Raw genomic sequence first — 23608 nt, 5'->3', positions numbered from 1 at the left:
CGCTGACCGGCACAAGGGGCCGGGGCGAAGCCGCCAAGAGCGGCTCTGCCCCGGCCCCTTGTCACGTGCAGACTTGTCACGTGCAGACCCGCGTGGGGAACGGCTCGGACTTGGCAGCCGTAATCGGAGACGTCCGTCGGTAGCGTGCGGGCGTCGTGCCCACGTGGCGCGTGAAGTGTCGGTTCAGGTGGGCTTGGTCGTGGAAGCCCACAGTCGCGGCGACATCGGCGGGGCGGCGGCCGTCGAGGAGCAGTCGACGTGCCTGGTCGATGCGCCTGCCGGTGAGATAGGCGTGGGGCGGCAGACCGTAAGCCTGCTTGAAACAGCGGATCAGGTGGGTGGGGTGGGCGGTCAGGATGGCGGACGCCTCACTCAGGGAGATGCCCTCGCTGATCCGGGAATCCAGCAACTCGCGTAGCCCGACGGCGAGTCGACTCACCTCAGCGGGACCGCCCGGCGCGCGGCGCTGGAGTGTGTCGAGGTGAAGGCGGAGCCGTTCCGATAACCCGCCAAGTTTTTGCGGTGGAGGGGTGGTGTCAAGGGTGGAGCGCAGCGGAATCGGCGTAGCCGACGCGACGCAGTCGCGCCCTTTACTCCGCGCCGGAAACGCCACACTCCAGGTATCGGTCGGCAGGGGGGCCCACCCATCCGACCCCGACAAGAGCCACCGGGTTCACGGCGCCTCAGCCGACCAGCGCGAGGGCCTCGGCGAGGTTGTGTTCGGCGATCCCCGTCATGAACGCGCGGTCGGGGAAGTCCCCGTCCAGGAGCCGCAACGGGCCGGCCACCAGGGAGAGATGGTTGGCCAGGGTGTAGAGGCGCAGACGTGCCTCGTCGAGGTCCGGGGCGCGCAGGGCGGGGTAGCCGTCCTTGAAGCGGTGTTCCAGGAAGACGTGCTCCCACTCCGCGTCGAAGTACATCAGCCCCTCGATGTCGATGACGACGGGCTCACCGTCGGGGGTCACCAGGACGTGGTCCGGGCCCAACTCCCCGTGGATCAGACGGTATTCGGCCCGGGGTTCCACCGCCCCAGCCAGCGATCGCACCGCTGCCTCCAGCCGCCCGCGCGCCTTCGTACCGCGCTCGTCGCGGGCGGCGATCTCCGCGATGTGCCGGAGCGCGCGCTCCCGTACGGCCTGCTCGCACGAGTCCGCCGGTACGCACTCGCCCCGCTCGACCAGCGCCACCTTCCCCGGCCGGGGTGACAGGTGCCCGTGCATGACCCGCAGTGCCGAACCGAGCCTGTCCAGCGTCTGCCGGCCCCGCGACGGGTCCCGCTGCAACAGCGTTTCGAGCGATCCGCCCCGTACGTCCTCGACCAGCGCGACGTCCGCCGGATACACGCTCCGGCTCCGGTCGAGGAGATGGAGCTCCGGCACCCGTACACGCAGGCCGTTCAGCGTCCGGTGTGCGGCTTCGAAGAGGTCGGCGCCTGTGCCGTCGGCGAAGGGCTCCGGCTCCGCGTGCTGCTCCGGCCAGTAGTTCTCGTCGGCGGACCAGACGTAGAGGATCGCCGAGAATCCGTCGTCGAAGCCGAGCCGGTAGACGCCCTTCTTGCTGCCGCCCCTGAGTCTGCTCACCGCGCCGAGAGTGCGCCGGCCTCCGTAGGCCGTGCTCAGGAGGCCGGTCAGACGGTCACGGTCGATCGCCGGTCCGCTCACTGCTCGACCATGTCGAGGTCGTCCGCGTAGTGCTCGATCGCGCGCCGGTATTCCCTGACACCGCGGTCCTCGCTCGTCGCCGCGAGGACCTTGAGCAGGGTGCTCACCGCGTCCTTTGGCGAGCCCGTGTTGTAGAGCGTCATCGCCAGGAATGCCTGCAGGGCGGCATCGCCGGGGAACTCCTCCAGGCCTTGGCGCAGGGTCCGCAGCGCCTCCGTATACCGGCCGAGGACGCGGTAGGTGGAGCCGAGGCCCAGGAACACGCCGTGGCGGTCCTCCTCCGTGAGGCCCGGGGCGCTCAACGCCCGTTCGTAGAACGGGACCGCGTCCGCCTCCAGGCCGAGCACGTCGTGCACCCAGGCCGTCTGGTAGGCGACCTCTGCACTCTGCGGGTAGGTCCGCGCCAGGACCAGGAGCCGTTCGCGCGCCTGCTCCGGCTGCCCCTGCTCACGCAGCTGTACGGCCTCGGCCAGGGCAGCGTCCCATTCATGATCACCGTTCATGACGGGTCACGCTTGCACGGCGGAGGGCCGGCGGCAAGGCATAAAGCGATGGCGCGCCCGTGTTCCGTACGGCAGCATCACCCGCGTGATCATGGACAACGACGCCCTGGTGCGTGCAGCCGCCCTGAACAACGCCGAGTGGTGCGACGCGGTTTCCCGCACGCATGGGGTGAAGGGCGCGTTCGGTGCCACCGCTTGGACCGCCTCCCGCCGCACGCCGCCGTTCTATCCGGACGCGGTGACGCTCACCGCCGGTGCCGACACCCCGGAGATTCTCGGCCGGGTCGACATCGCCTCGGGCGGGTGCTCGGTGAAGGACAGTTTCGGGTGTCTGGATCTGGCCGCGGACGGGTTCGAGGTGCTCTTCGACGCCCAGTGGATCCACCGGGCCGCCGGTGCTCCGGCCCCCGCCACGGACCTGCAGTGGCAACGGGTGGAGACCGCCGGTGAGTTGGCCGCCTGGGAGGCTGCCTGGGACGGCGGCGTCACCGGACTCTTCCTCCCCGACCTCCTCGGCGACGAGACGGTCGCCGTGTTCGCCGGATACGACGGGTCCACCCTCGTCGCAGGCGCCGTCGCGAACCGCAGCGCCTCGGTGGTCGGCTTCTCCAACACCTTCGGCGCCTGGCCGGGCGCGCTCGCACCGATCGCGGAGCTCTGGCCTTCGCTCCCGCTCGTCGGGTACGAGTCCGGGGACGATCTGGACGACGCGCTCGCGCAGGGCTTCGAGGCGATCGGGCCCCTGCGCATCTGGCTGGCGTAACTCACCGCGGGCGTACGGCGATCGGGACGAGCTCTGCGATCAGCCCTCGGCTCGCGTGCTCTCCCGGACCACCAGCTCGTACCCCACGAGGTGCCGCGCGTGCGGGGGCGTCGTCCCCGCGACGCCCGCCTCGATACGGCGCATCAGCGCGTCCACGGCCAGCTCAGCGATGCCCCGTTTGTCCGGTGCGATCGTGGTCAGCGACGGGGTGCCGTACCGGGATTCCTCCACGTCGTCGAAGCCGGCCACGGCCAGGTCCTGGGGGACGCGCACTCCCTGGTCGTACGCCGATCGCAGGGCCCCCGCGGCGAGCAGGTCGTTGAAGCAGAAGACCGCGTCCGGCGGGTCTTCGAGAGCGAGCAGGGTGCGCATCGCGGCGGCGCCTGCCGAGCGGGTGAACTCGCGGGTGTCCGGGGCCAGTCGGGGGTCGTGCGGGACGCCGGCGGCATGCAGGGCGGCCAGAAAACCGTGCATGCGCTGGACCGTCGTCGCGTGCGCGAGCCCGGAGGGCTGCCCGATGACGGCGAGGCGGCGACGGCCGAGGGCCAGCAGGTGCTCGGTGACCTCACGGGCGGCGGCCGCGTTGTCGATCAGGACATGGTCGGCGGGGATCTCGTAGGACTGCTCGCCGAGCAGGACGAGCGGCACGCGCTGCTTGCGGGCGCCGAGCACCTGTTCGTCGAGGCGGAGGGGGCTGAGCAGGACGCCGTCGATGAGCGGGTCGCTCAGCCCGCAGGCGATCCTCAGCTCCTCGGCGGGATCGCCGCCGGTGTCCTCGATGAGGACGGTGCAGCCACGCTTCTTCGCGGCCGCGATGACCTGTGCGGCCAGTTCGGCGAAGTACGGCGAGACGAGTTCGGGCACGGCGAGGGCGATGATGCCGCTGCGGCCGGTGCGGAGATGGCGGGCGGAGGCGTTCGGCTGGTAGTCCAGCTCCGCGATGGCGCGCAGGACGCGCTCACGGGTCCGGTCGGCGACCTTGATCTCACCGCGGACGACGTTGGACACCGTCTTGATGGACACTCCGGCGCGCTCCGCGACATCCTTCAGACGGCTTCCAGCCACGCGACCCTCTCTCCATCGGCCCGCCATCGGCCTTCCTCGATGGGTGCAGCGTACGCCATGGTGCAACGTTGGAATCTCTGGTCGCCGAACGTAGCCGCCCGCTCTCCCAGCAGGAAATTCTTCCGGAAGTGTTGACGCCACATGACCGGCTGGATACAACGTTGTAAACGCAGCGGCGCACGGGAAATCCGATGCTCGCCGCTTCGCATTCCAACGTTGCACTCCACAGTTGTCGTGGAAGGACACATGCCCATGCGGGACCGCATACCGCCTCCTCAGCCCGTCGCCCCGCCGTCCGGTCCGACCCGCCGCCGTGTGCTGCGCGGGACGGCGGCGCTCGGCGTGGCGGGGGCCACCGCGCTCGGCGCCGCCGGCTGCGGCAGCACCGTGGCGCAGGGGTTCACCGGCGGCGCCCCCGCGCCGGGCCGGCTGAACTTCTGGAACCCGTTCACCGGCGGCGACGGCGAGCGGATGCTGGCCATGGAGAAGGAGTTCCGGTCCTCGCACCGTTCCGTGGACCTGCGCTCGGCGACCTTCGTATGGGGCAACCCGTACTACACGAAGCTGACCCTGGCCACGCTCGGCGACCGGCCGCCGCAGGTCGCGGTGGCGCACCTCTCGAAGGTGCCGACACTCGCCCAGGCAGGGCTGCTGACCGAGATCGACGAGAGCGCCATGGCCCGGCACGGGCTGACGCCGGACCGCTTCGACCAGCGGCCCTGGAAGAAAGCGAAGGTGGACGGCGTCCTGCACGCCATTCCCCTCGACACGCATCCCTTCGTCCTCTACTTCCGTACGGACATCGTGGAGAAGGCCGGACTGCTCGACGGGCAGGGGAACCTGACGAATCTGGACGGCCCGGACGCCTTCATCGACGCGATGCGCGCGGTCAAGGAGGTGACCGGTGCGTGGGGCGGCTCGATCGCCTCGGTGAAGGACGCCTCCACCCAGTTCCGGCTGTTCTGGTCGCTCTACCGCCAGCTCGGCGGCGGGGACCTGGTCGCCGACCAGGGGCGGCGGGTGGTCGTCGACATGGACGCCGCCGCGGAAGCGCTCGCGTACATGCGGCGGCTCACCAAGGAGAAGGTGGTGCCGGCCGCGGCCGACGGAGCGGGCGGTGCGATCACGCTGCTCAACACCGGCAAGGCCGGCTTCCTGATGGACGGCGTCTGGCAGGTCCTCGCGGTGAAGGCCGCCGAGGTGAAGTTCGACATGCGGCCGCTGCCGCGGATCTTCGACGACGCGGCCTACGCCTGTGCGGCCGACTCGCACGCGCTGGTGCTGCCGAAGGCCCCCTCGGCCAAGGCCCAACGCATGGACGGATCACTGGAGTTCATCGCCTCGATGCTGCACTCCAGCCATCTGTGGGCGGAGGGCGGTCATGTGCCGGCCTGGCTTCCCACGCAGCGTTCGCGCACGTACCGGGAGTTGACGCCCCAGTCGCACTACGCGGCGGCCGCCGACGGCGCCGCCTACGACCCGGCCGCCTGGTACGGGGGTGCGGGCAGCATCCTGCAGGTGGTGGTCGGCGACGCGGTGACCTCCGTGTTCACCGGCGCGACCAGCCCCACGGCAGGCGCTCAGCGCATCCGCCGCGAGCTGCGGGAACTGGCGGCGCAGCCGTCGCCGGTCTGATCCCGGCCCGATCGCTCCGAACCCCCCTCACCAGCGCCGCAACCGGCGCCACCCGCCCCTGGATTCTTACGCCTTGACCGAAAGGCCTGCCCATGGCCACCACAACCGCTCCTCCCCCACCGACCAGCCGGGGTGACCGCTGGGCCGGGCCGGGAATGCTGCTGCCCTTCGCCCTCTTCTATCTGGTGTTCCTGGTGGGGCCGCTGCTCTACACCATGGTCGCCGGATTCTTCGGGACCAGCCTGCTCAAGTCCGGCCTCGGCGACTTCGTCGGCTGGTCCAACTACGCCTCGGTCCTGGGCGATTCCGAGTTCTGGCGGACGCTGGGCCACACCCTGTGGTTCGCCGTACTGACCACCGTCCCGCTCGTCCTGCTGAGCCTGGTGCTCGCGCTCCTCGCCGACCGGTTCGTGCGCGGCCGCTGGTTCTTCCGCTTCGCGTTCTTCGCGCCGTTCGTACTGCCGTCCGCAGTGGTGTCGCTGCTGTTCATGTTCATCTTCGCCGACCAGGTGGGCCTCGCCCAGTCGGTCACCACCGCGCTCGGCGTGGACACCCCGCCGTCCTGGCTGGGCGACCCGGACTGGGCGATGATCTCGATCGCCGCGACCACCGTGTGGTGGACGATCGGCTTCAACTTCGTGCTCTACCTGGCCGGTCTGCAGGAGGTCCCCCGCGAGGTGCACGAGGCCGCCGCGGTCGACGGGGCAGGCCCCTGGCAGCGCATCCGTCTGATCGTCGTCCCGATGCTGGGCCGCACCACGACGCTGGTCACCGTCCTCCAGGTGATCTCCTCGCTCAAGGTCTTCGACCAGATCTACATGATGACCAACGGCGGCCCCGACGGCTCCACCCGCCCCTCGCTCCAACTGATCTACGACAGCGGCTTCGTGGAGGGCCGGGTGGGCTACGCCTCGGCCGTCTCGCTGCTGCTCTTCGTGGTGATCCTGCTGGTCTCCCTGGTCTGGTTCGCCCTGGTCCGCCGCACCGAGAAGGAGAACTGACCATGACCGCGACCATCCCCAGGACCGCTGCCGAGAGCCGTCCGGCCACCGCCGAGCGGCCCGCCCGCCGCTTCGACGCCGAGCGTCTCTTCAACCGGGTCGCCCTCGGCACCCTGATCGCCTTCGCCGTGCTCTGGCTGGCCCCGCTGGTCTGGGCTCTCGCCACCTCGATCCGGCCCGCGCAGGAGGTGGTCACGCATCCGACCGGCTGGTTCACGGCGCATCCGACCTTCGCCGCCTACGGAGAGATCTTCGACGCCGGCAAGCTGCCGTACTGGTACGCGAACAGCTTCATCACCTCGGCCCTGACCACGGTGCTCACCGTGGTGGTGGCCTCGCTCGCCGCGTTCGCGCTCTCCCAGACCCGCTTCCGGGGACGGCGCACCGCGTTTCTCATCCTGCTCGCCGGGATCATGATCCCGGGGCAGGTCCTGATGATCCCGCAGTTCCTCGCGATGGAATCGGCGGGTCTGCTCAACACCTACTGGGGCGTGATCCTGCCGCAGATCCCCAACGTCGTCGCCGTCTTCGTCTTCAAGCAGTTCTTCGACGGCATCCCGCGCGAGCTGATCGACGCGGCACGTGCGGACGGCGCGGGCTGGCTCCGTACGTACGCGCAGATCGTGATGCCCATCTCGCGCCCGGCCGTCTCCGCCGTGACGATCTTCGTCTTCGTCGGCGTGTGGAACAACTTCCTCTGGCCGCTCCTCGTCGTCACCGACCCGGAGATGATGACGCTGCCGGTCGGACTGACCTCCGTCCAGGACGTGTTCGGCGTCCCCTACGCCCAGTTGATGGCCTCCGCCGTGCTCGGCGCCATCCCGCTGCTCACCGTGTTCTCGCTGTTCCAGCGCCGCATCGTCGAGGGCATCGCAGGAACCGGCCTCAAGTGACCGGCCTCGACTGACCTTCCCCTTCCCCCCCCGCCTCCCCCCGCTTCCCCCGCCTCCCGTCAGGAGAGCTCCATGTCGTCGCACCGCTCCGCACGACCGCGCTCGCTCCGCCCCACTCTCGTGCTTCCGCTGCTCCTCGCCCTGCTGGCAGGCCTGTTCACCGTGCAGTCCTCGGCGCCGGCCGCCGCCGCGACCGGAACGCTCCTGCGCGACAGCACCGGCCTCTACCCCCGCGCCGTCCGGCTCGCCCACAGCGGAGCGGCGAACGGCCGCATCCTCGCCTCGGTCGTCGCCTTCGGCGGCAGCGCGGGCAACGACGGCCTCGGCGTCATCCACGAGAGCACCGACGGCGGCGCCACCTTCCGCGAGGTCGGCACCGTCCGCGATCCCGAGGCTGCCGCGGGCCAGGGGCTGTGCTGCGGCACCCTGTATGAACTGCCGCAGCAGATCGACTCGTTGCCCGCCGGCACGCTCCTCTGGTCCTCCTCGACGGGTCAGGACGAGGCGAACCGCCGGATGGCACTGCGCGTCTTCGCCAGCACCGACACCGGCCGCACCTGGAACTACCTCTCCACCATCGCCACCGCCCCGAACGACAAGGGCCTGTGGGAGCCGGAGTTCTCGGTCGACGCCACCGGCGCACTGGTCGCCCACTACTCCGACGAGACCGACCCCGCGCACAGCCAGAAACTGGTGGCCGCCCGCACCTACGACGGCCTGACCTGGAGCGGCCACCACGACACCATCGCCTCCACGCTCGCCTCCGACCGCCCCGGCATGGCCGTGGTCCGCAGGATCGGCGACGGCTCGTATGTGATGTCGTACGAGATCTGCTCGGCCGCCGGACAGTACGTCTGCGTCGTCCACTACCGCACCTCGGCCGACGGCTGGAACTGGGGCGACCCCGCCCACCTCGGTTTCCGCCCCGAGACCGCCGACGGCAAGTACTTCAAGCACGCGCCGAACCTGGCCTGGGCACCCGAGGCCGGCAACCCGAAGGGCCGGCTCTTCCTGATCGGCCAGGTCATGTACAACCGCGACGGCAGCAAGGCGGCCGGCAGCGGCCGCACCGCGTGGGTCAACAGCAATGGCGGCGCGGGCAGTTGGCGCGAGATCTCCGCGCCGGTCGCCGTCGAGTCCACCGTCGTCGACTACTGCCCCAACTACAGCTCCAGCCTGCTGCCCTCGACCGACGGCACCGGGCTGCTGGAGATCGCGACCGACTGGTCAGGCTCCGTCTGCAAGCCCTACTTCGCCACCGGCTCCGTTCCCGCAGCCTGATCCCCCGTACCACCCCTGCTCCGAAGGATGAACATGCACCAGACGCCCCGCCCGCCGAAGCCGGAGTACCCGCGCCCGCAGTGCGTCCGCCCCGACTGGCTCAACCTGAACGGCGAGTGGCAGTTCGAGATCGACCGCGGCGACACGGGCCTCGAACGCGGCCTGCGTACGCGCGAGTTGGCCGACCGTATCGTCGTGCCCTTCGCTCCGGAGTCACGGGCCTCGGGGATCGGGGACACCGATTTCCTGCACGCCGTGTGGTACCGCCGGGAGGTGGCGGTACCCGCCGAATGGGCAGGCCGTGATGTGCTGCTGCACTTCGGTGCGGTGGACCACGACGCGACGGTCTGGGTGAACGACGTGGAAGTCGCCAGGCACCGCGGCGGCTTCAGCTCCTTCACCGTCCCGCTGCACGGCGTCGCCGAGGCGGGCCGGACGGCGACGATCGTCGTACGGGCCCGCGACACCCCCAACGCACCGCAGGCGCGCGGCAAGCAGGCCACCTGGTACGCCAACACCGGCTGCCACTACACCCGCACCACCGGCATCTGGCAGACGGTGTGGCTGGAGCCGGTGCCGCGCGCCCACATCGGCGCGCTGAACATCGTCCCGCAGCGCACCGCAGGCAGTTTCACCGTCACCGCCGAGCTGTCGCACCGCACCGCGGGCCTCACTCTTGAGGCTGTCCTCACCGACGAGCACGGCGAGGTGTGCACGGCCTCGATCCCCGCCGACGACATGGGGCCGAGCCTGACCCTGCCCGTCCCGGAGGACCGGATACGCCTCTGGTCGCCGGAGGACCCCCACCTGTACGGTCTGCGGCTGCGACTCGTAGGCGACGGCGGGAGCGACGGCGGGACCGTCGACGAGATCACCTCGTACGCGGGTCTCCGCTCGGTCGCCATCGACGGCAACCGCATCCTCCTCAACGGCCGCCCGGTCTTCCAGCGTCTCGTCCTCGACCAGGGCTACTGGCCCGACACTCTCATGACCTCGCCCACCGACGAGGCGCTGCGCCAGGACATCGAGCTGTCCATGGCGGCCGGTTTCAACGGGGCCCGCCTGCACCAGAAAGTCTTCGAGGAACGCTTCTACTACCACGCCGACCGGCTCGGCTACCTGGTCTGGGGCGAGTTCGGCGACTGGGGCGTCTCCGGACAGGGTCCGGCCGGCGACAACCAGCGGCCGACCGCCTCCTTCGTCGCCCAGTGGCTGGAGATCCTGCGCCGCGACCGCAGCCACCCGTCGATCATCGGCTGGTGCCCGCTGAACGAGACCTTCCAGCTGATGCACGACCGGATCACCCAGCTCGACGACGTGACCCAGGCGATGTACCTGGCCACCAAGGCCGCGGACCCGACCCGCCCGGTCGTCGACTCCTCCGGCTACGCCCACCGGGTGCGCGGCGCGGACGTCTACGACTCGCACTCGTACGAACAGGATCCCGAGGCCTTTCGCCGCGAACAGTCGGGGCTGCGGGAGGGCCGGCCGTTCGTCAACCGGCTCGACGGCGTCGGCGCCATGTCGCTTCCGTACGAGGGCCAGCCGTTCTTCGTCTCCGAGTACGGCGGCATCTGGTGGAACCCGGAGCGCCTCGTCGAACAGCAGGCGTCATCGGACGACCCCGAGCGCGCCGACTCCTGGGGCTACGGCCAGCGGGTGGCGAGCGTGGAGGAGTGGCACGAGCGGTTCGACGGCCTGACCCGCGTCCTCCTGGGTGACCCGGACATGTTCGGCTACTGCTACACGCAGCTGACCGACACCTTCCAGGAGGAGAACGGCCTCTACGACTTCGACCGCAAGCCGAAGTTCGACATCGAGCGGATCCGCGCGGTGCAGACCGCCGAGGCAGCCTACGAGCGGGAGGACACGGAAGGCCGGTGACCTTCGCCGGCCCGGCTCACCACGGGCGTGCGGCGATCGTGATGATCTCCGGGCTCGTCGCGGTCAGCGGTGTGCGGTCCCAGTCGCCGTACTGCGCCTCCGTGACCAGCCCGGCCTCCGCGAGGTGCGCCTCCAGCGGCTCCGGGTCCAGGAATCTGAGCGTGCTGCGGCTGATCATCGGGGCGGGCCAGTCGGCGCCCGTATAGGTGGACGTGAAGGAGACCTGGTCGCCGGTGACCGGGGTGTCGACCTCGCAGACCGTGCGGACCGTCGCACCCGAGGGGTCCTTGACGACCGCCGAGTAGTCCTCGTGCCAGGTCTCCCAGCCGCGGACCGCCGGATTGCGCGTCTCGAAGGCGAACCGGCCGCCCGGCTTCAGTGACGCCCGGATCCCCCGCAGCGCGCTGCGCAGTTCGGCGTCCTCCACGAAGACCTGGAAGGCGTGTCCGCTCATGACCACCAGGTCGAACTCCTCGTCCCACGCGGCCGATCCGAGGTCGCCCAGCATCCACTGGATGTCCGGGTGCATCCGCGCCCGCTCCAGCATCCCCTGTGACGGGTCCACTCCGACGAGTCTCCCGGTGTGACCTGCTCTGCGGGCGTCGTGCAGCAGGGTGCCCGTGCCGCAGCCGACGTCGAGCACGGCTTCCGCGCACATGATCAGGGGGAGGTAGAAGGCGAAGTCGTCGCGCGGCTCGGAGGAGTTCAACGTGTCGTACAGCGCCGCGAGCCGGGAGTCGGTGAACTGATCGTCGGGCATGGGCCCACGGTGCCAGCACTCCCGTTGATCTGTAAATGGGTTGCCGGTGCGGCCGCTCCGCCTCCAGGATCTGGCCATGAGCGCCTTCACCTCCACCGCCGCCCTGTTCCTGCCGACGCCCGCTCGCGGCGCGCAGCAGCAGCCCGGCCGTCCGCGGAGGCCGATCCCCACCCTCCGGTGATGGGCGGCACGCTGGGCGCGGGGCTGCTCGCCGGGTATGGCATCGCCCTTCCGGTCGGGGCGGTCGGCGCCTATCTGGTGGGGCTCACCGCCCGTACGGGATGGCGGACCGGGGCCTGCGCGGCCCTCGGTGTCGCGACAGCCGACGGGGTGTATGCGCTCGTCGCCACCGTCGGGGGGTCGTCCATCGCCCCCGTACTCGCTCCCGCCATGGGGACTCTGAAGTGGGTCTCCGCGCTGGTGCTTGTCGTGCTCGCCGTACGGGGAGGGGCCGTCGCGCTCGGTCAGTACCGCAGGCGGCAGAGCCCGACCGGGTCCGGCGGGGCACCCCTCGGCCCCGGGCGCGCCTACCTCGGGCTGCTGGGCATGACCCTGCTCAACCCGGTCACCGTCGTCTACTTCGCGGCCCTCGTGCTCGGCAGTCAGAACACCGCCGGGACCGGTGCGGTCGGCGGGGGCGTCTTCGTGCTGGCCGCTTTTGCCGCCTCCGCCAGCTGGCAGTTGCTGCTGGCCGGCGGAGGGGCGCTGCTGGGGCGGGTGCTCACGAGCAGGCGGGGGCGGTTCGTCACCGCTCTCGCATCGAGCGGTCTGATTCTGGCGCTTGCTGTACGGGGCGTGGCCGGTTAGGCGGAGTCCCGTACCACCAGTTCCGTCGGCAGTATCACCGCCGCCGTGTCCTCGCCCGCGATCTGGGCGAGGAGCACCCGCACCATCTCGGCGCTGATCCGGTCGAAGGGCTGGCGCATCGTGGTCAGCGACGGGCTGACCGCAGTGGCCGCCGGGGAGTCGTCGAAGCCGCCGACCGCGATGTCGTCGGGGATCACGCGCCCCGCGTGCTGGAGCGTGGAGACGACGCCCTGCGCCATGAGGTCGGATGCGACGAACACGGCGTCCATGTCGGGGGCTTGGGCGAGGAGGCGGGTGGCGGCTGCCTCGCCGCCGGCCCGCCGGTAGTCGCCCTCGGCGACCAGCGCCGGATCGTACGGGAGGCCGGCCTCGGCCAGGACGTCGCGGTACCCGGCGAGGCGCTCGGTGCCGCCGGGGGTGTCGAGCGGGCCGGTGATCATGCCGATCCGCCGGCGCCCGGTGGAGACCAGGTGGCGGACCATCTCGTGGGCGCCTTCGCGCTCGTCCACGGCGACGTAGCTCACCTTCGTCCCGAGGCCGAGCGGTTTGCCGCAGGCCACCAAGGGGATTCCGGCGTCGAGCAGTTCGGCGGCGACCGGGTCGCCGCTGTGGCTGGAGACCAGAAGCACGCCGTCGACATGGCCCGAGGTGATGTAGCGGGTCAGGCGGCGTCGTTCGTCCTCGTTCGACGCGAGCATCAGGAGCAGCGGGATGTCGTGCTTGGCCAGGTGCTCGGTGCAGCCCCTCAGGAGCACGTTGAAGTTCGGGTCCTCGAAGAACTTCTCCTGCGGTTCGGTCAGCAGGAAGGCCACCGAGTCCGAGCGCCCCGTGATCAGGCTGCGGGCATGGCGGTTGACGACGTAACCCGTCTTCTTGATGGCCGCCTCGACCGACTTGCGTGCGGTCGGCGAGACGTAGTGGCCGCCGTTCAGGACGCGGGAGACGGTTCCCCTGGAGACGCCCGCCTCCCTCGCCACGTCGTGGACGGTGGGGGGCTTGCGGCGTCCGTTCGCGCTGGTGGTCATGTCCCTCGTCTGTGCCGGTACGGGTGGAACTGTGCGGTCAGGCCTTGACGGAGCCGCTCAGCAGGTCCAGGGACCAGAAGCGCTGGATCACCAGGAAGAGTGCGATCAGGGGGATGACCGCCAGCAGACACCCGGTGATGACCAGTGTATAGAGAGCGGGTTGCGAGGAGCCCTGTGCCATAAGGGTGTAAAGCCCCAGGGTGATCGGGAACTTGGTGTCGTCGGCCAGCATGACGTACGGCAGCAGGAAGTTGTTCCAGATGCCGACGAACTGGAAGAGGAAGACGGTGACCAGGCCCGGCATCATCATCGGGACCGCGATCCTGGAGAAGATGCGCCACTCGCTCGCGCCGTCCATCCGGGCCGCTTCGAGGAGTTCGGCGGGTACGGCCGCGCTCGCGTAGATACGGACGAGATAGACGCCGTACGGGGAGAGGATCGAGGGCAGCAGCATCGACCAGTACGAGTCGGCCAGGCCCATCTTCGACATCAGCAGATACTGCGGGACGGCCAGGACGATGCCCGGCACCAGCACTCCGGCCAGGATCAGCTTGAAGATGAACTCCCGCCCGGGGAAGGCGAATCGGCCGAGCGCGTAGCCGCCTGCGGCCGAGACCGCGGCGGAGAGGAGGGCGCCGGCGCCTGCGTAGAAGGCGGAGTTGCCCATCCACTGCCAGTAGATGCCGTCGCGGTAGGAGCTGAGCTGGCTCACGTTGTCGAGGAAGCCGGTGCCGGGCGACATCGTGAAGGTGGAGAAGAGCTCGGAGCGGTCCTTGGTGGATGCCATGACGACCCAGAGCACGGGGATCAGGCAGTAGATCGCGCCGATCGCCATGACGAGCGTGGGGATCCAGGCGGTGCGCTTGGCCTTCGAGGGGCCTGTGGTCGCGGTCAGGGTGAGGGGGGTCATGCCTTGTCCTCCCGGGTGAAGCGGTCGGAGATGCGCAGGAGGGTGAAGGAGAGGAGGAAGGTGGCCCCGGCGAGTACGACCGCGGTGGCGGATGCGCCGTAGATGTCGGAGCGGCCGAAGGCGCTGTCGTAGATGGCCAGCAGCGGGCTCCAGGAGTTGGAGACGCCGTTGGTCAGGGTGCGGAGCGTCTTGGGCTCGGTGAAGACCTGGAGGGTGGCGATGACCGAGAAGAAGAAGGTCAGGACCAGGGAGGGCATCACGATCGGGATCTTGATGCGGAGGGCGATCTTCAGGTTGGAGGCGCCGTCGATCTTCGCGGCCTCGTAGATCTCCTGCGGGATCGCCCGCAGGGCCGTGTAGATGACGATCATGTTGAAGCCGGTGCCGCCCCAGACCGCGATGTTGGCGAGGGAGAGGTAGAGGTTGCCGCCGTCGAACAGGTCGGGCTGCGGGAGGTCGAGCGCGCGCAGCACGTAGTAGAAGGGGCTGACGTCGGGCAGGTAGAGGAAGCCCCACATCACGGCCGCGATGATTCCGGGGACCGCGTACGGAAGGAAGATCGCGAGCCGGGTGAAGGAGGCGCCGCGCACCAGCGGGGTGTCGAGCATCAGCGCGAAGACCAGGGCGAGGCCGAGCATGGTCGGGATGACGATCAGGCCGTAGCCGAAGGCGCGCAGGATGCTGTGGCCGAACTCGGAGTCCTCGAAGACGGCGGTGTAGTTGCCGATGCCGTTCCAGACTTCGGAGCGAGCGTTCTTGCCGAGGCCCGCGCCCTTGACCTGCACCTTGTGGAGGCTGAGCCAGATCGCGTAGCCGATCGGGACGACCGTGAAGGCGGCGAACAGGGTGAGCGTGGGGACCAGGAACCAGTACGGCGCCGAGCGGCCGCGGCGGAGGGGTCGGCGGGGGCGGACGGGACGGGCGACACCGTCCGCCGAGGGACCGGCCGCGAGGCGGCCGGTGCCCTCGAGCGGAGTGGCGGTCATGCCTCGGTCACCTTGAAGCCCTGCTTCTTCATGTCGGCGAAGGTCTGGGACTGCATGTCGCCCACGGCGGACAGGAACTTCGACTTCTTCTTCGCCTTGGTGGCCTTGCCGAAGCTGTCGGTGAACGCGTCGTACGCGGTCTGGACGTTCGGGCCCCAGGCGGAGGCGACCGTGGTGGCCGAGATCTTGGCCGCCGTGTCGTAGAAGTCCTTCTGGTTGGGGAAGAACGCGGGCGTGGCGAGGACGGACCCGGACTGTGCCTCGGTGGCGGCCGGGTAGATGCCGGACTCCTTGACCAGGGCGGCGAGCGCCTCGGGGTTGGTGTTCAGCCACTTGATGAACTTGGCAGCGGCTTCGGCGTTCTTGGAGTCGGTGGAGACGCCGGTGGAGGAGCCACCCCAGCTGCCGGTGACGTTCTCGCCCGCGTTCCACTGCGGGAGAGGGGCCATGCGCCACTTGCCCTTGGTGTCGGGGGCGGAGGAGACGAGGACTCCGGGGGCCCACACGGCGGAGACCCAGGCGAAGTGGGTGCCCTTGTTCAGGGCGTTGTTCCAGGCCGGGGTGTACATCGGCCGGTTGTCGATGACGCCTTCCTCGACGAGACCGCCCCAGAATCCGGCGACCTTGTCGGTGGCGTCACCGGCGATGTCGACCGTCCACTTGCCGTCGCCGTCCACCGTCCACCACTTGGCGCCGGCCTGCTGGGCGAGTCCGGCGAACAGGCCCGAGTCCTGCGAGGAGAAGGTCGTCAGGTACGCGTCGGGGTCGGCCTTCCTGGCGGCGCGCGCGGTCTCGGCGAACTCGTCCCAGGTGGCGGGGACCTTGAGGCCGTGCTTCTTGAACAGGTCCTCGCGGTAGTAGAAGAAGAGCGGCCCGGAGTCCTGCGGCACCGCGTACACGGCGTCGCTGCCGAGCGTGACCATGCCCCAGATGCCGTCGGAGAAGTGGGACTTGGCGTCCTTGGCGTACTTCGCGATGTCGGCGAGGACGTCGTTGGAGACGAGGGTCGGCAGGGACTGGTACTCGACCTGGATCAGGTCGGGGGCGTTGCCCGCCTTCTTGGCGGTGATCAGCTTGGAGATCATCTCGCCACCGCTGGCCTGCTTCGACACCGTCACCGTGATGTCGGGGTTCTTCTTGTTCCAGATCGCGGCAACCTTTTCCATGCCCGGCGCCCACGACCAGTAGGTCAGCTTGGCCGGTCCGCTGCTCTTGCCGCCGGAATCGCTGTCCTTGCTCCCGCAGGCCGAGAGGGCTGCGACTGCGCCGACGCTCAAGGCGCCGGCGAGCACGGTGCGCCTGTTGATCTGGTTGCGGTGGATCGACATCTTTATCTCCCCTGACTGAGAAGAGCGGGCCGCTTCAGGAGGGCCGTGCTGCTCTGTGATCGTGCACAGTAGAAAATTGTTTCGGTCTCTTGTCAATGGATCAACCGTGGGGTTACCTACTCGTTGCACGCCGATGTCAGCGTGAACGAGCCCTGTGCACGCTCACAGAAATCACAGACATCGGACTGACGATCTTCTGGGAGCACCACATGTCATCGGCCGCTCAGCACGACCGCTTGCCGCTCGCCTACGGGGGTGACTACAACCCCGAGCAGTGGCCGCGGGAGGTGTGGGAGGAGGACGTACGGCTGATGGGCGAAGCCGGCGTCACCATGGTGTCGCTGGGGATCTTCGCCTGGTCGCGCATCGAGCCGAAGCCCGGTGTGTACGACTGGGAGTGGCTCGACACCGTCATCGGGATGCTGGACGCCGCGGGCATCGCCGTGGACCTCGCCACCCCGACCGTGGTGCCGCCCGCCTGGTTCTACCGCGCCCACCCCGACGCACTGCCGGTGACCCGTGACGGCGTACGCCTCGCCTTCGGCTCCCGCGGCGCGATCTGCCACTCCAACGCCGACTACCGGGCGGCGGCCGCCTCGATCACCACCAAGATCGCCGAGCGGTACGGCAGCCACCCCGCCGTCGCCCTGTGGCACGTCCACAACGAATACGGCGCACCCGTCCTGACCTGCTACTGCGACAACTGCGCCGTGGCATTCCGCGGCTGGCTGCGCGAGCGCCACGGCACCCTGGACGCCCTCAACGAGGCGTGGGGAACGGCCTTCTGGGGCCAGATCTACGGCGCGTGGGAGGAGATCACCCCGCCCCGTACGACACCCACCGTCTGCAACCCGACCCAGCAGCTGGACTTCCAGCGCTTCGCCGACGCCCAGGCCCGCGCCAATTTCTGTGCGGAACGGGACATTCTGCACCGCCTCTCCCCCGGCGTGCCCGTCACCACCAACTTCATGGTCGCGCCGAGCCAGTGCCAGAGCATCGACTACTGGGCCTGGGCGAACGAGGTCGACCTGGTCACCAACGACCACTATCTGGTCACCGACGGCCGCCGTACGCACGTCAACCTGGCCCTCACCGCCGACCTGACCCGCTCGGTCGCCGGCGGCGGACCCTGGCTGCTCCTGGAGCACGCCACGTCGGGCGTCAACTGGCAGCCGTACAACCCGGCCAAGGTCCCCGGCGAAATGGCCCGCAACTCGCTGTCCCACGTGGCCCGCGGCTCCGAGGGCGCGATGTTCTTCCAGTGGCGCCAGTCACGCAGCGGCGCGGAGAAGTTCCACTCCTCGATGCTTCCGCACAGCGGCACCTCCACCCGGATCTGGAAGGAGGTCGTCGACCTCGGCCGCCGCATCGGCACACTGGCCGACCTCCGCTCCACCCGCACGCGCGGCGATGTGGCCATGGTCTGGTCGTGGGACTCCTGGTGGGCGCAGAGCCTGGAGTGGCGCCCGAGCCAGGACCTGGACGCCCGCGAGCGTCTGGAGTCCTTCTACGAGGCGCTGTACGACCGCCAGCTCAGCGTCGACTTCTTCCCGCCGTCGGGCATCGCGGGCCTGGACCCCGAGCGCCATCCGCTGCTCGTCGTCCCCCAGCTGTACTCGGCGCCCGCCGGCATCGCACGCGACCTGGAGACCTACGTCGCGCGCGGCGGCACCCTGCTGGTCTCCTTCTTCTCCGGCATCGTCGACGAGAACGACACCCTGCACCCCGGGCCGTACCCGGGCGTGCTGCGCGACGTACTCGGCCTGACCGTCGAGGAGTTCAGCCCGCTGCTGCCCGGGGAGCGGGTCACCGTGACCACCCGGGAGGGCGGGAGCCACGAGGCGGACCTCTGGGCCGAGATCGTCGTACCGAACGGGTGCGAGACCGTCGCCTCCTTCACCGACGGCCGCACGGCCGGGCACCCCGCCCTCACCCGGCACACGCTCGGCGAAGGCGCCGCCTGGTATCTGGCCACCCGGCTGACCGGCGACAGCCTGGCGGCCGTCGTCGACCTCGCCCTCGCGGACGCGGGCATCGCCCCCTCCGGACTGCCCCGGGACGTCGAACTCGTCGTGCGCGAAGGCGAGTCGGGCACCTTCCGCTTCGCGATCAACCACACCGACGCCGAGGTGAAGGTCGCCCTGCCGGACGGCACGCACGCCTGCGTCGCGGCCGGCGCGGTCGAGGTCTTCCGCGACCCGCGTTGAGCGGCCCCGGCCCCACCCTTCCACCCCCCGCACCGTCACCAGTCACGTCAGAGCCGACCCCCTGATCGATGGGAACCTGATATGCGCAGACGTACCGTGCTGAGCGCCGCCGCAGGCGCCGCTCTCGCCGCCCCGGTCCTCGCGGCCGCCCCCGCCTCGGCAAGCACCGCGAGCGGCTCATCTCACCACCGCGGCCTGGAAATTCGCGGCGTGGACATCTCCTCGCTGCCCAAGGACGAGGCCTTCGGCGCCGTCTACCGCCACGCCGACGGCCGCCGCGACGACGCGATCCGCATCCTCGCCGATGCCGGTGTCAGCCACGCCCGCCTCAAGGTCTGGCTGAACCCGGCCGACGGCTACAACACCAAGAAGCAGATCCTCCCGCTGGCCCGCCGCCTCAAGAAGGCCGGCATCGGCATCTGGATCGACTTCCACTACTCCGACATCTGGGCCGACCCCGCGCACCAGACCAAGCCCGCCGCCTGGGACGACCTGGACGTGGACGGCCTGACGCGCGCGGTCCACAACCACACCGCCGATGTGCTCGGCGCCCTCAAGCGCCAGGGCACGCCCGCCGACCTCGTACAGATCGGCAACGAGATCAACGGCGGTCTGCTGTGGCCCGAGGGCAAGAACTGGGGTGACGGATCCGGAGGCTGGGCCACCCAGGCCGCGTTCCTCAAGGCCGGCCTCACCGCCGCCCGCGACACCACCCCGCGGGTGCGCACGATGCTGCACATCGCCTCGGGCGGCGACAACGGCACCTCGCGCTGGTGGTTCGACAACGCCGTCTCCTACGGTCTGGACTTCGACATCATCGGCCAGTCGTACTACCCGTTCTGGCACGGCGATCTCGCGACGGCGGCCGCCAACATGACGGATCTCGCGGCCCGTTACGACAAGCCGGTCGTGATCGCGGAGACGGCGTACCCCTTCACCCTGGAGTCCGAGGACGCCACCAACGACATCCTCTACGACCCCTCCCAGCTCACCGACGGCTTCCCCGCCACCCCGGCGGGCCAGGCCGCCTGGCTGCGCGCCGTCGCCGACCTCCAGGCCTCCATCCCCGGAGGAAAGGGACTGGGCTTCTGCTACTGGGAGGGCGTCTGGACGTACCGCGAGGGCAACGGCTGGGACCCGACCGACGCGACGTCCGGCAACGCCTGGGAGAACCTCGCGCTGTTCGGCTTCGACGACAAGGCGCTGCCGGGTCTGCGGACCCTGGGCCACTACCGGGGCTGACCTCCGCCGCCCCAGATGATCTCGGCGGCCGGCAGCGCGAGGCCGACAGCCCGCTGCCGGCCGCCGAAGCTCCACCGCACGTACCCGTACCCGCACCCTTGATCCGGGAGGATCACCATGCGCAGACGTACGCTGCTCAAGGCTGCCGCCGCCTCCGTGGCCGCACCCGCCCTGCTCACCGCCACCGCAGGCTCCGCCTCGGCCGCGACATCCCTCTCGATCCGCGGCATCGACATCTCCTCGCTGCCCAAGTCCGAGGCAAAGGGCGGCATTTACTACTCGACGGCCGGTGTCAAGACCGATGCCGTGCAGCTCATGGCCACCGCCGGCATCTCGCACGCCCGCCTCAAGGTGTGGGTCAACCCGGCCGACGGCTACAACAACAAGGCGAAGATCCTCCCGCTGGCGCTGCGGCTGAAGGCGAAGGGCATCAAGCTGCTCATCGACTTCCACTACTCCGACACCTGGGCCGACCCGGCGAACCAGACCAAGCCGGCCGCCTGGACCGCGTACACCGAGGCGCAGCTCTCCACGGCCGTCTACAACCACACCTACGACGTGCTGAGCGCCCTGGTCGCCCAGGGCACCCCCGCCGACCTCGTACAGATCGGCAACGAGACCAACGGCGGGATCCTCTGGCCGACCGGCGACTACGACCACCTGGACACCCTGGCGACGTTCCTGAAGTCGGGTATCAGCGCGGCCAAGGCCAGCACCCCCGGCATCCGCACGATCCTGCATCTGTCCAACGGCGGTACGCAGAGCCTGTACACGTGGTTCTTCGACAACATGAAGTCGCGCGGCGTGGCCTGGGACGTCATCGGCATGTCGTTCTATCCGTACTGGCACGGCGCCCTGACGGATCTGGCCGCCAACCTCTCCTACGTCACCGCCCGTTACGGCACCCCCGCGCTGGTGGCCGAGACCGCCTACCCCTGGACGCTCACCGACAAGGACGGCTTCGCCAACCTGGTCAACTCCAGCAGCCAGCTGACCTCCGGCTATCCCGCCACGTCCGCCGGCCAGAACGCCTGGGTGCGGGCGGTCGCCGACACCGTCGCCGCCACCCCGAACGGCATGGGTCTCGGCTATGTCTACTGGGAAGGATTCTGGACGGCCGTCACCGGCAACGGCTGGGACCCGACCAACGCCTCGTCCGGCAACAACTGGGAGAACCAGGCCCTGTTCGACTACAGCAGCAAGGCCCTGCCCGCGCTGGCGTCGATCGGTTCGTACCGCGCCTGAGGCGCGCACCGGGGCGGCGGCCGCGCCGGCTGCCGCCCCCAAACGCCTTATGTTCCTCAGGAGTTGCCCGTACGGCAGAGGCCTTCACCCAGCTCGCTCCTGCGGTACTGCACGCTGCGCCCGGCTCTGGCCCGTGCGAGGAGCCCTGCCGCGTACAGCACGGACAGATGCTGGCTGACCGCTCCCGGCGTGACGCCGAGCCGGTGCGCGAGTTCCGTGGTGGAGGCGGGTTCGGCGAGCAGCAGCAGAATCCGGGCGCGCGGAGCTCCGAGGAGCCGGGCCAGCGCGTGGTCGGCCACCGGGGGCGCGCTCTCGCCGAGCTGCGCGCGGCCGCGCGCCGGGTAGAAGAGGGCGGGTGGCAGCTCCGGGGTGCACAACGGCTGGGCGCCGCGCGCGAAGAGCGTCGGGGTGAGGACCATGCCGCGTCCCGCGACGGCCACCTGGTCGCGCCACCAACCACCCGTCTTGTGAGGGGATATCAGGCGCAGTACGGCCTGTTCACCGTCCCAGGCGAGCCGTGGGTCGATCCCCGCGAAGAGCGCCTCGACGCCTTCCTCGGCGAGGACCCGGCCCCGGTGCGCGAGGTCCCCTTCGAAGACGGACTGTGCGCGCGGCCACCACGCGTCCGCGAGGCAGTCGGTCCAGTACGACTCCAGCGCGTCGGCGATACGGGTGAGCAGCCGGACCGGGTCGCCCGCGAGGACGGCGGGCAGCGGTTCGCCGTCGCCGTAAGCGTCGCGCAGCCCCGAGGCCACGACGGAGCCCTCGGTCGCCCGCAGAAGGTTGAGTTCCTCGGCGAACGTGGGCCGTGCCCGGCTGGGACGGGGCGTCAGGAAGTCGGGTATCCACAGCCGCCCGCTGACCATGGCATCGAGGACCTCCAGGTCCTGACGCCCGTACGCGGCGCGCATCCTGCGCAGCCAGGGCCGCTGGAAGGGGTAGCGCACCGGGTCACGCCAGGCCCGCAGCGAGAACGAGGTCTCCTGGAGCGGTGAGTACGCGAACGACGTGCGGGCCAGGTCGTCGACGCCGAACAGGAACTCGATCATTTGGCCGAACACTAAATCAATGCCACGCGCGGCGGCAGTGCTCTGGGATGTGTCCGTGACCACCACACCTGCCCCTGCCCCTGCTCCCGCCTCTGCCCCTGAGACGCCCGCACCTCGGTCCACCCGCTTCGCCGGCTTCCTCCCGGTGAACCCGGTCCTGCGCCGCCTTTCCCTGCTCACGCTGCTCAACGCGTTCGGCCGCGGCCTGGTCTTCCCGCTCATGGTCCTGTACTTCACGCGCATCGTGGGCCTGTCGACCACCGCGGTCGGCATCGGCCTGACGATCGCCGGAGGGTGTGGCCTCTTCGCGGGCGTGGTCGCCGGACGGGCCTCCGACCGCTTCGGCAGCCGTCCGGTCCTGACCGCCCTCTGGCTGTGCTGCGGCACCGTGATGGCCTCGTACAGCCTGATCGGTTCGTACGGAGCCTTCCTCGTCGCCGTCATCTGCTTCGCGGTGTGCAGCCAGTCGAGCAGCGGCGTGCGCAGCGCGCTGTACGCGGAGGTGATGGAGCCCTCGACGCGCGTGGAGGGCCGGGCCCATCTCCGTATGGTGACCAATGTGTCGATGGGCATCGGCGGCGCGCTGGGAATGCTGGCGCTGCAGGCCGACACCCGGGCCGCGTACACGGTGATGCTGCTGGTCAACGCGGGCTGCTTCGCAGGTGCCGCGCTCCTGGTGTGGCGGCTCCCGGTCCGCCGCAAGGTCGCCCGGTCGGGCGCGGAGCCGGACGCGCCGGTGAGCCGGTGGCAGGCCGTCCGCGATCTCCCCTTCCTGACGGTGACCGTCCTCAACGGAATCCTGGTCCTGCAGTACAGCCTCCTGGAGATCGGCCTCCCGCTCTGGGTCTCGCAGAACACGGACGCCCCGCGCTGGTCGGTCGCGCTGATCGCGATCCTCAACTGCGCGCTGGTGGCGCTGCTCCAGGTCCGGGTCACCCGCCGGATCGACGGTCTGCCGCGCGCGGTGCGCGCGATGGGCCGCTCGGGGCTTCTGCTCGGTCTGGCCTGCCTCGTCTTCGCCCTGACGGCCGGGCTGCCCCCGCTCTGGGCGGTCGCGGTCCTTGCCGTCGGCGCGGTGATCCAGGTGCTCGCCGAGGTCCTTTCGGCGGCAGGCGGCTGGACCCTCGGCTACGCCCTGGCCGACGCCCGTTCTCAAGGCGTCTACCAGGGCGTCTACTCCACGGGCTTCTCCGCCGCGACCATGGCGGGCCCCGCGCTGATCACCCTCACGGCCATCGAGCACGGCACCGCGGGCTGGATCACCCTCGCGATCCTCTTCACCACCGCGGGCCTCGGCTTCGCCCCCGCCGTCCGGTGGGCCCGCCGCGACGGCGACTGGCGCGGCGAGACGGACTGACGCGCG

21 protein-coding genes are annotated in these 23608 nt (G+C 70.1%); 11 read left to right on the top strand and 10 right to left on the bottom strand.

The genetic code is table 11. From position 1 onward, the window contains the following. Positions 1–76: 76 nt before the first annotated feature. The 3 genes from AB0H78_RS32905 to AB0H78_RS32895 form a co-directional block, all read right to left on the bottom strand. A complete protein-coding gene (locus AB0H78_RS32905; protein WP_363238395.1) occupies positions 77–439 on the bottom strand; it encodes an AraC family transcriptional regulator in 363 nt (120 codons plus the stop codon). Positions 440–683: 244 nt separating this feature from the next. Then, positions 684–1661 (bottom strand): phosphotransferase, encoded by a 978-nt coding sequence (locus AB0H78_RS32900; protein WP_363238393.1) that lies wholly within the window; start codon positions 1659–1661, stop codon positions 684–686. After that, positions 1658–2164 carry a tetratricopeptide repeat protein gene (locus tag AB0H78_RS32895; RefSeq protein WP_363238392.1) on the bottom strand — a complete coding sequence of 169 codons (507 nt, stop codon included), beginning with the start codon at positions 2162–2164 and terminating at the stop codon, positions 1658–1660. Before AB0H78_RS32895 ends, AB0H78_RS32900 begins: the two co-directional genes overlap by 4 nt. A gap of 91 nt (positions 2165–2255) precedes the next feature. Between AB0H78_RS32895 and AB0H78_RS32890 the strand changes: the two genes are divergently transcribed. Next, positions 2256–2927, top strand: a complete 672-nt coding sequence (locus tag AB0H78_RS32890; protein WP_363238492.1) for a hypothetical protein — start codon at positions 2256–2258, stop codon at positions 2925–2927. 39 nt (positions 2928–2966) lie between these two features. Here AB0H78_RS32890 and AB0H78_RS32885 read toward each other — a convergent pair whose 3' ends face one another. Beyond that, positions 2967–3992 (bottom strand): LacI family DNA-binding transcriptional regulator, encoded by a 1026-nt coding sequence (locus AB0H78_RS32885; RefSeq protein WP_363238391.1) that lies wholly within the window; start codon positions 3990–3992, stop codon positions 2967–2969. Positions 3993–4244: 252 nt separating this feature from the next. On the opposite strand from AB0H78_RS32885, the gene AB0H78_RS32880 reads away from it, so the two are divergent. From AB0H78_RS32880 to AB0H78_RS32860, 5 genes are all read left to right on the top strand, one after another. Then, the gene (locus tag AB0H78_RS32880; RefSeq protein ID WP_363238390.1) at positions 4245–5627 is read left to right on the top strand and encodes an extracellular solute-binding protein; all 1383 of its coding nucleotides are present in this window, start codon (positions 4245–4247) and stop codon (positions 5625–5627) included. A gap of 92 nt (positions 5628–5719) precedes the next feature. Continuing rightward, a complete protein-coding gene (locus AB0H78_RS32875; protein ID WP_363238389.1) occupies positions 5720–6628 on the top strand; it encodes a sugar ABC transporter permease in 909 nt (302 codons plus the stop codon). A gap of 2 nt (positions 6629–6630) precedes the next feature. Beyond that, positions 6631–7521 (top strand): carbohydrate ABC transporter permease, encoded by an 891-nt coding sequence (locus AB0H78_RS32870; RefSeq protein ID WP_363238388.1) that lies wholly within the window; start codon positions 6631–6633, stop codon positions 7519–7521. Positions 7522–7593: 72 nt separating this feature from the next. Then, entirely contained in the window at positions 7594–8802 is a 1209-nt protein-coding gene (locus tag AB0H78_RS32865) for a sialidase family protein (protein WP_363238387.1), read from the top strand. 33 nt (positions 8803–8835) lie between these two features. Further along, the gene (locus tag AB0H78_RS32860) at positions 8836–10686 is read left to right on the top strand and encodes a sugar-binding domain-containing protein (protein WP_363238386.1); all 1851 of its coding nucleotides are present in this window, start codon (positions 8836–8838) and stop codon (positions 10684–10686) included. A gap of 16 nt (positions 10687–10702) precedes the next feature. On the opposite strand, the gene AB0H78_RS32855 is transcribed toward AB0H78_RS32860, so the two are convergent. Then, positions 10703–11446 carry a methyltransferase domain-containing protein gene (locus AB0H78_RS32855; RefSeq protein ID WP_363238385.1) on the bottom strand — a complete coding sequence of 248 codons (744 nt, stop codon included), beginning with the start codon at positions 11444–11446 and terminating at the stop codon, positions 10703–10705. A 180-nt stretch (positions 11447–11626) separates the two neighbouring features. Between AB0H78_RS32855 and AB0H78_RS32850 the strand changes: the two genes are divergently transcribed. After that, entirely contained in the window at positions 11627–12253 is a 627-nt protein-coding gene (locus AB0H78_RS32850) for a LysE family transporter (protein WP_363238384.1), read from the top strand. Here the strand turns inward: AB0H78_RS32850 and AB0H78_RS32845 are convergent. From AB0H78_RS32845 to AB0H78_RS32830, 4 genes are read right to left on the bottom strand one after another with little or no spacing between them, the layout of a single operon-like run. Beyond that, positions 12250–13278 carry a LacI family DNA-binding transcriptional regulator gene (locus tag AB0H78_RS32845; RefSeq protein ID WP_363238383.1) on the bottom strand — a complete coding sequence of 343 codons (1029 nt, stop codon included), beginning with the start codon at positions 13276–13278 and terminating at the stop codon, positions 12250–12252. The two genes, AB0H78_RS32850 and AB0H78_RS32845, sit on opposite strands and share 4 nt — an antisense overlap. 37 nt (positions 13279–13315) lie before the next feature. Continuing rightward, positions 13316–14188, bottom strand: a complete 873-nt coding sequence (locus AB0H78_RS32840) for a carbohydrate ABC transporter permease (RefSeq protein WP_363238382.1) — start codon at positions 14186–14188, stop codon at positions 13316–13318. After that, the gene (locus tag AB0H78_RS32835; protein WP_363238381.1) at positions 14185–15174 is read right to left on the bottom strand and encodes a sugar ABC transporter permease; all 990 of its coding nucleotides are present in this window, start codon (positions 15172–15174) and stop codon (positions 14185–14187) included. The genes AB0H78_RS32840 and AB0H78_RS32835 overlap by 4 nt, the downstream gene beginning before the upstream one ends. Beyond that, on the bottom strand, positions 15171–16502 hold the full coding sequence (locus AB0H78_RS32830; protein WP_363238380.1) for an extracellular solute-binding protein: 1332 nt from the start codon (positions 16500–16502) through the stop codon (positions 15171–15173). The genes AB0H78_RS32835 and AB0H78_RS32830 overlap by 4 nt, the downstream gene beginning before the upstream one ends. 209 nt (positions 16503–16711) lie before the next feature. On the opposite strand from AB0H78_RS32830, the gene AB0H78_RS32825 reads away from it, so the two are divergent. From AB0H78_RS32825 to AB0H78_RS32815, 3 genes are all read left to right on the top strand, one after another. Then, positions 16712–18709 carry a beta-galactosidase gene (locus tag AB0H78_RS32825; protein ID WP_363238379.1) on the top strand — a complete coding sequence of 666 codons (1998 nt, stop codon included), beginning with the start codon at positions 16712–16714 and terminating at the stop codon, positions 18707–18709. An 81-nt stretch (positions 18710–18790) separates the two neighbouring features. Next, the gene (locus AB0H78_RS32820; protein WP_363238378.1) at positions 18791–19951 is read left to right on the top strand and encodes an arabinogalactan endo-1,4-beta-galactosidase; all 1161 of its coding nucleotides are present in this window, start codon (positions 18791–18793) and stop codon (positions 19949–19951) included. 117 nt (positions 19952–20068) lie between these two features. Beyond that, complete coding sequence (locus tag AB0H78_RS32815) at positions 20069–21196, top strand: glycosyl hydrolase 53 family protein (RefSeq protein WP_363238377.1); 1128 nt, start codon at positions 20069–20071, stop codon at positions 21194–21196. Between the two features lie 56 nt (positions 21197–21252). Here AB0H78_RS32815 and AB0H78_RS32810 read toward each other — a convergent pair whose 3' ends face one another. Further along, entirely contained in the window at positions 21253–22245 is a 993-nt protein-coding gene (locus AB0H78_RS32810; RefSeq protein ID WP_363238376.1) for a helix-turn-helix domain-containing protein, read from the bottom strand. 55 nt (positions 22246–22300) lie between these two features. Between AB0H78_RS32810 and AB0H78_RS32805 the strand changes: the two genes are divergently transcribed. Then, entirely contained in the window at positions 22301–23602 is a 1302-nt protein-coding gene (locus AB0H78_RS32805; protein WP_363238375.1) for an MFS transporter, read from the top strand. The last annotated feature ends 6 nt before the right edge of the window (positions 23603–23608 follow it).

This window comes from Streptomyces sp. NPDC050738 (assembly GCF_040654175.1).
GTDB lineage: Bacteria > Actinomycetota > Actinomycetes > Streptomycetales > Streptomycetaceae > Streptomyces.
Note: the sequence above shows the minus strand (reverse complement) of the source record. Positions and strands in the feature narration are given on the sequence as shown.

Excerpts from the sequence above, each read along its gene's own strand:
- AB0H78_RS32895 (WP_363238392.1), bottom strand. The coding sequence starts at position 2,164 with ATGAACGGTGATCATGAATGGGACGCTGCCCTGGCCGAGGCCGTACAG.
- AB0H78_RS32890 (WP_363238492.1), top strand. The coding sequence starts at position 2,256 with ATGGACAACGACGCCCTGGTGCGTGCAGCCGCCCTGAACAACGCCGAG.
- AB0H78_RS32880 (WP_363238390.1), top strand. The coding sequence starts at position 4,245 with ATGCGGGACCGCATACCGCCTCCTCAGCCCGTCGCCCCGCCGTCCGGT.
- AB0H78_RS32875 (WP_363238389.1), top strand. The coding sequence starts at position 5,720 with ATGGCCACCACAACCGCTCCTCCCCCACCGACCAGCCGGGGTGACCGC.
- AB0H78_RS32870 (WP_363238388.1), top strand. The coding sequence starts at position 6,631 with ATGACCGCGACCATCCCCAGGACCGCTGCCGAGAGCCGTCCGGCCACC.
- AB0H78_RS32865 (WP_363238387.1), top strand. The coding sequence starts at position 7,594 with ATGTCGTCGCACCGCTCCGCACGACCGCGCTCGCTCCGCCCCACTCTC.
- AB0H78_RS32860 (WP_363238386.1), top strand. The coding sequence starts at position 8,836 with ATGCACCAGACGCCCCGCCCGCCGAAGCCGGAGTACCCGCGCCCGCAG.
- AB0H78_RS32855 (WP_363238385.1), bottom strand. The coding sequence starts at position 11,446 with ATGCCCGACGATCAGTTCACCGACTCCCGGCTCGCGGCGCTGTACGAC.
- AB0H78_RS32850 (WP_363238384.1), top strand. The coding sequence starts at position 11,627 with ATGGGCGGCACGCTGGGCGCGGGGCTGCTCGCCGGGTATGGCATCGCC.
- AB0H78_RS32845 (WP_363238383.1), bottom strand. The coding sequence starts at position 13,278 with ATGACCACCAGCGCGAACGGACGCCGCAAGCCCCCCACCGTCCACGAC.
- AB0H78_RS32840 (WP_363238382.1), bottom strand. The coding sequence starts at position 14,188 with ATGACCCCCCTCACCCTGACCGCGACCACAGGCCCCTCGAAGGCCAAG.
- AB0H78_RS32835 (WP_363238381.1), bottom strand. The coding sequence starts at position 15,174 with ATGACCGCCACTCCGCTCGAGGGCACCGGCCGCCTCGCGGCCGGTCCC.
- AB0H78_RS32830 (WP_363238380.1), bottom strand. The coding sequence starts at position 16,502 with ATGTCGATCCACCGCAACCAGATCAACAGGCGCACCGTGCTCGCCGGC.
- AB0H78_RS32825 (WP_363238379.1), top strand. The coding sequence starts at position 16,712 with ATGTCATCGGCCGCTCAGCACGACCGCTTGCCGCTCGCCTACGGGGGT.
- AB0H78_RS32820 (WP_363238378.1), top strand. The coding sequence starts at position 18,791 with ATGCGCAGACGTACCGTGCTGAGCGCCGCCGCAGGCGCCGCTCTCGCC.
- AB0H78_RS32815 (WP_363238377.1), top strand. The coding sequence starts at position 20,069 with ATGCGCAGACGTACGCTGCTCAAGGCTGCCGCCGCCTCCGTGGCCGCA.
- AB0H78_RS32810 (WP_363238376.1), bottom strand. The coding sequence starts at position 22,245 with ATGATCGAGTTCCTGTTCGGCGTCGACGACCTGGCCCGCACGTCGTTC.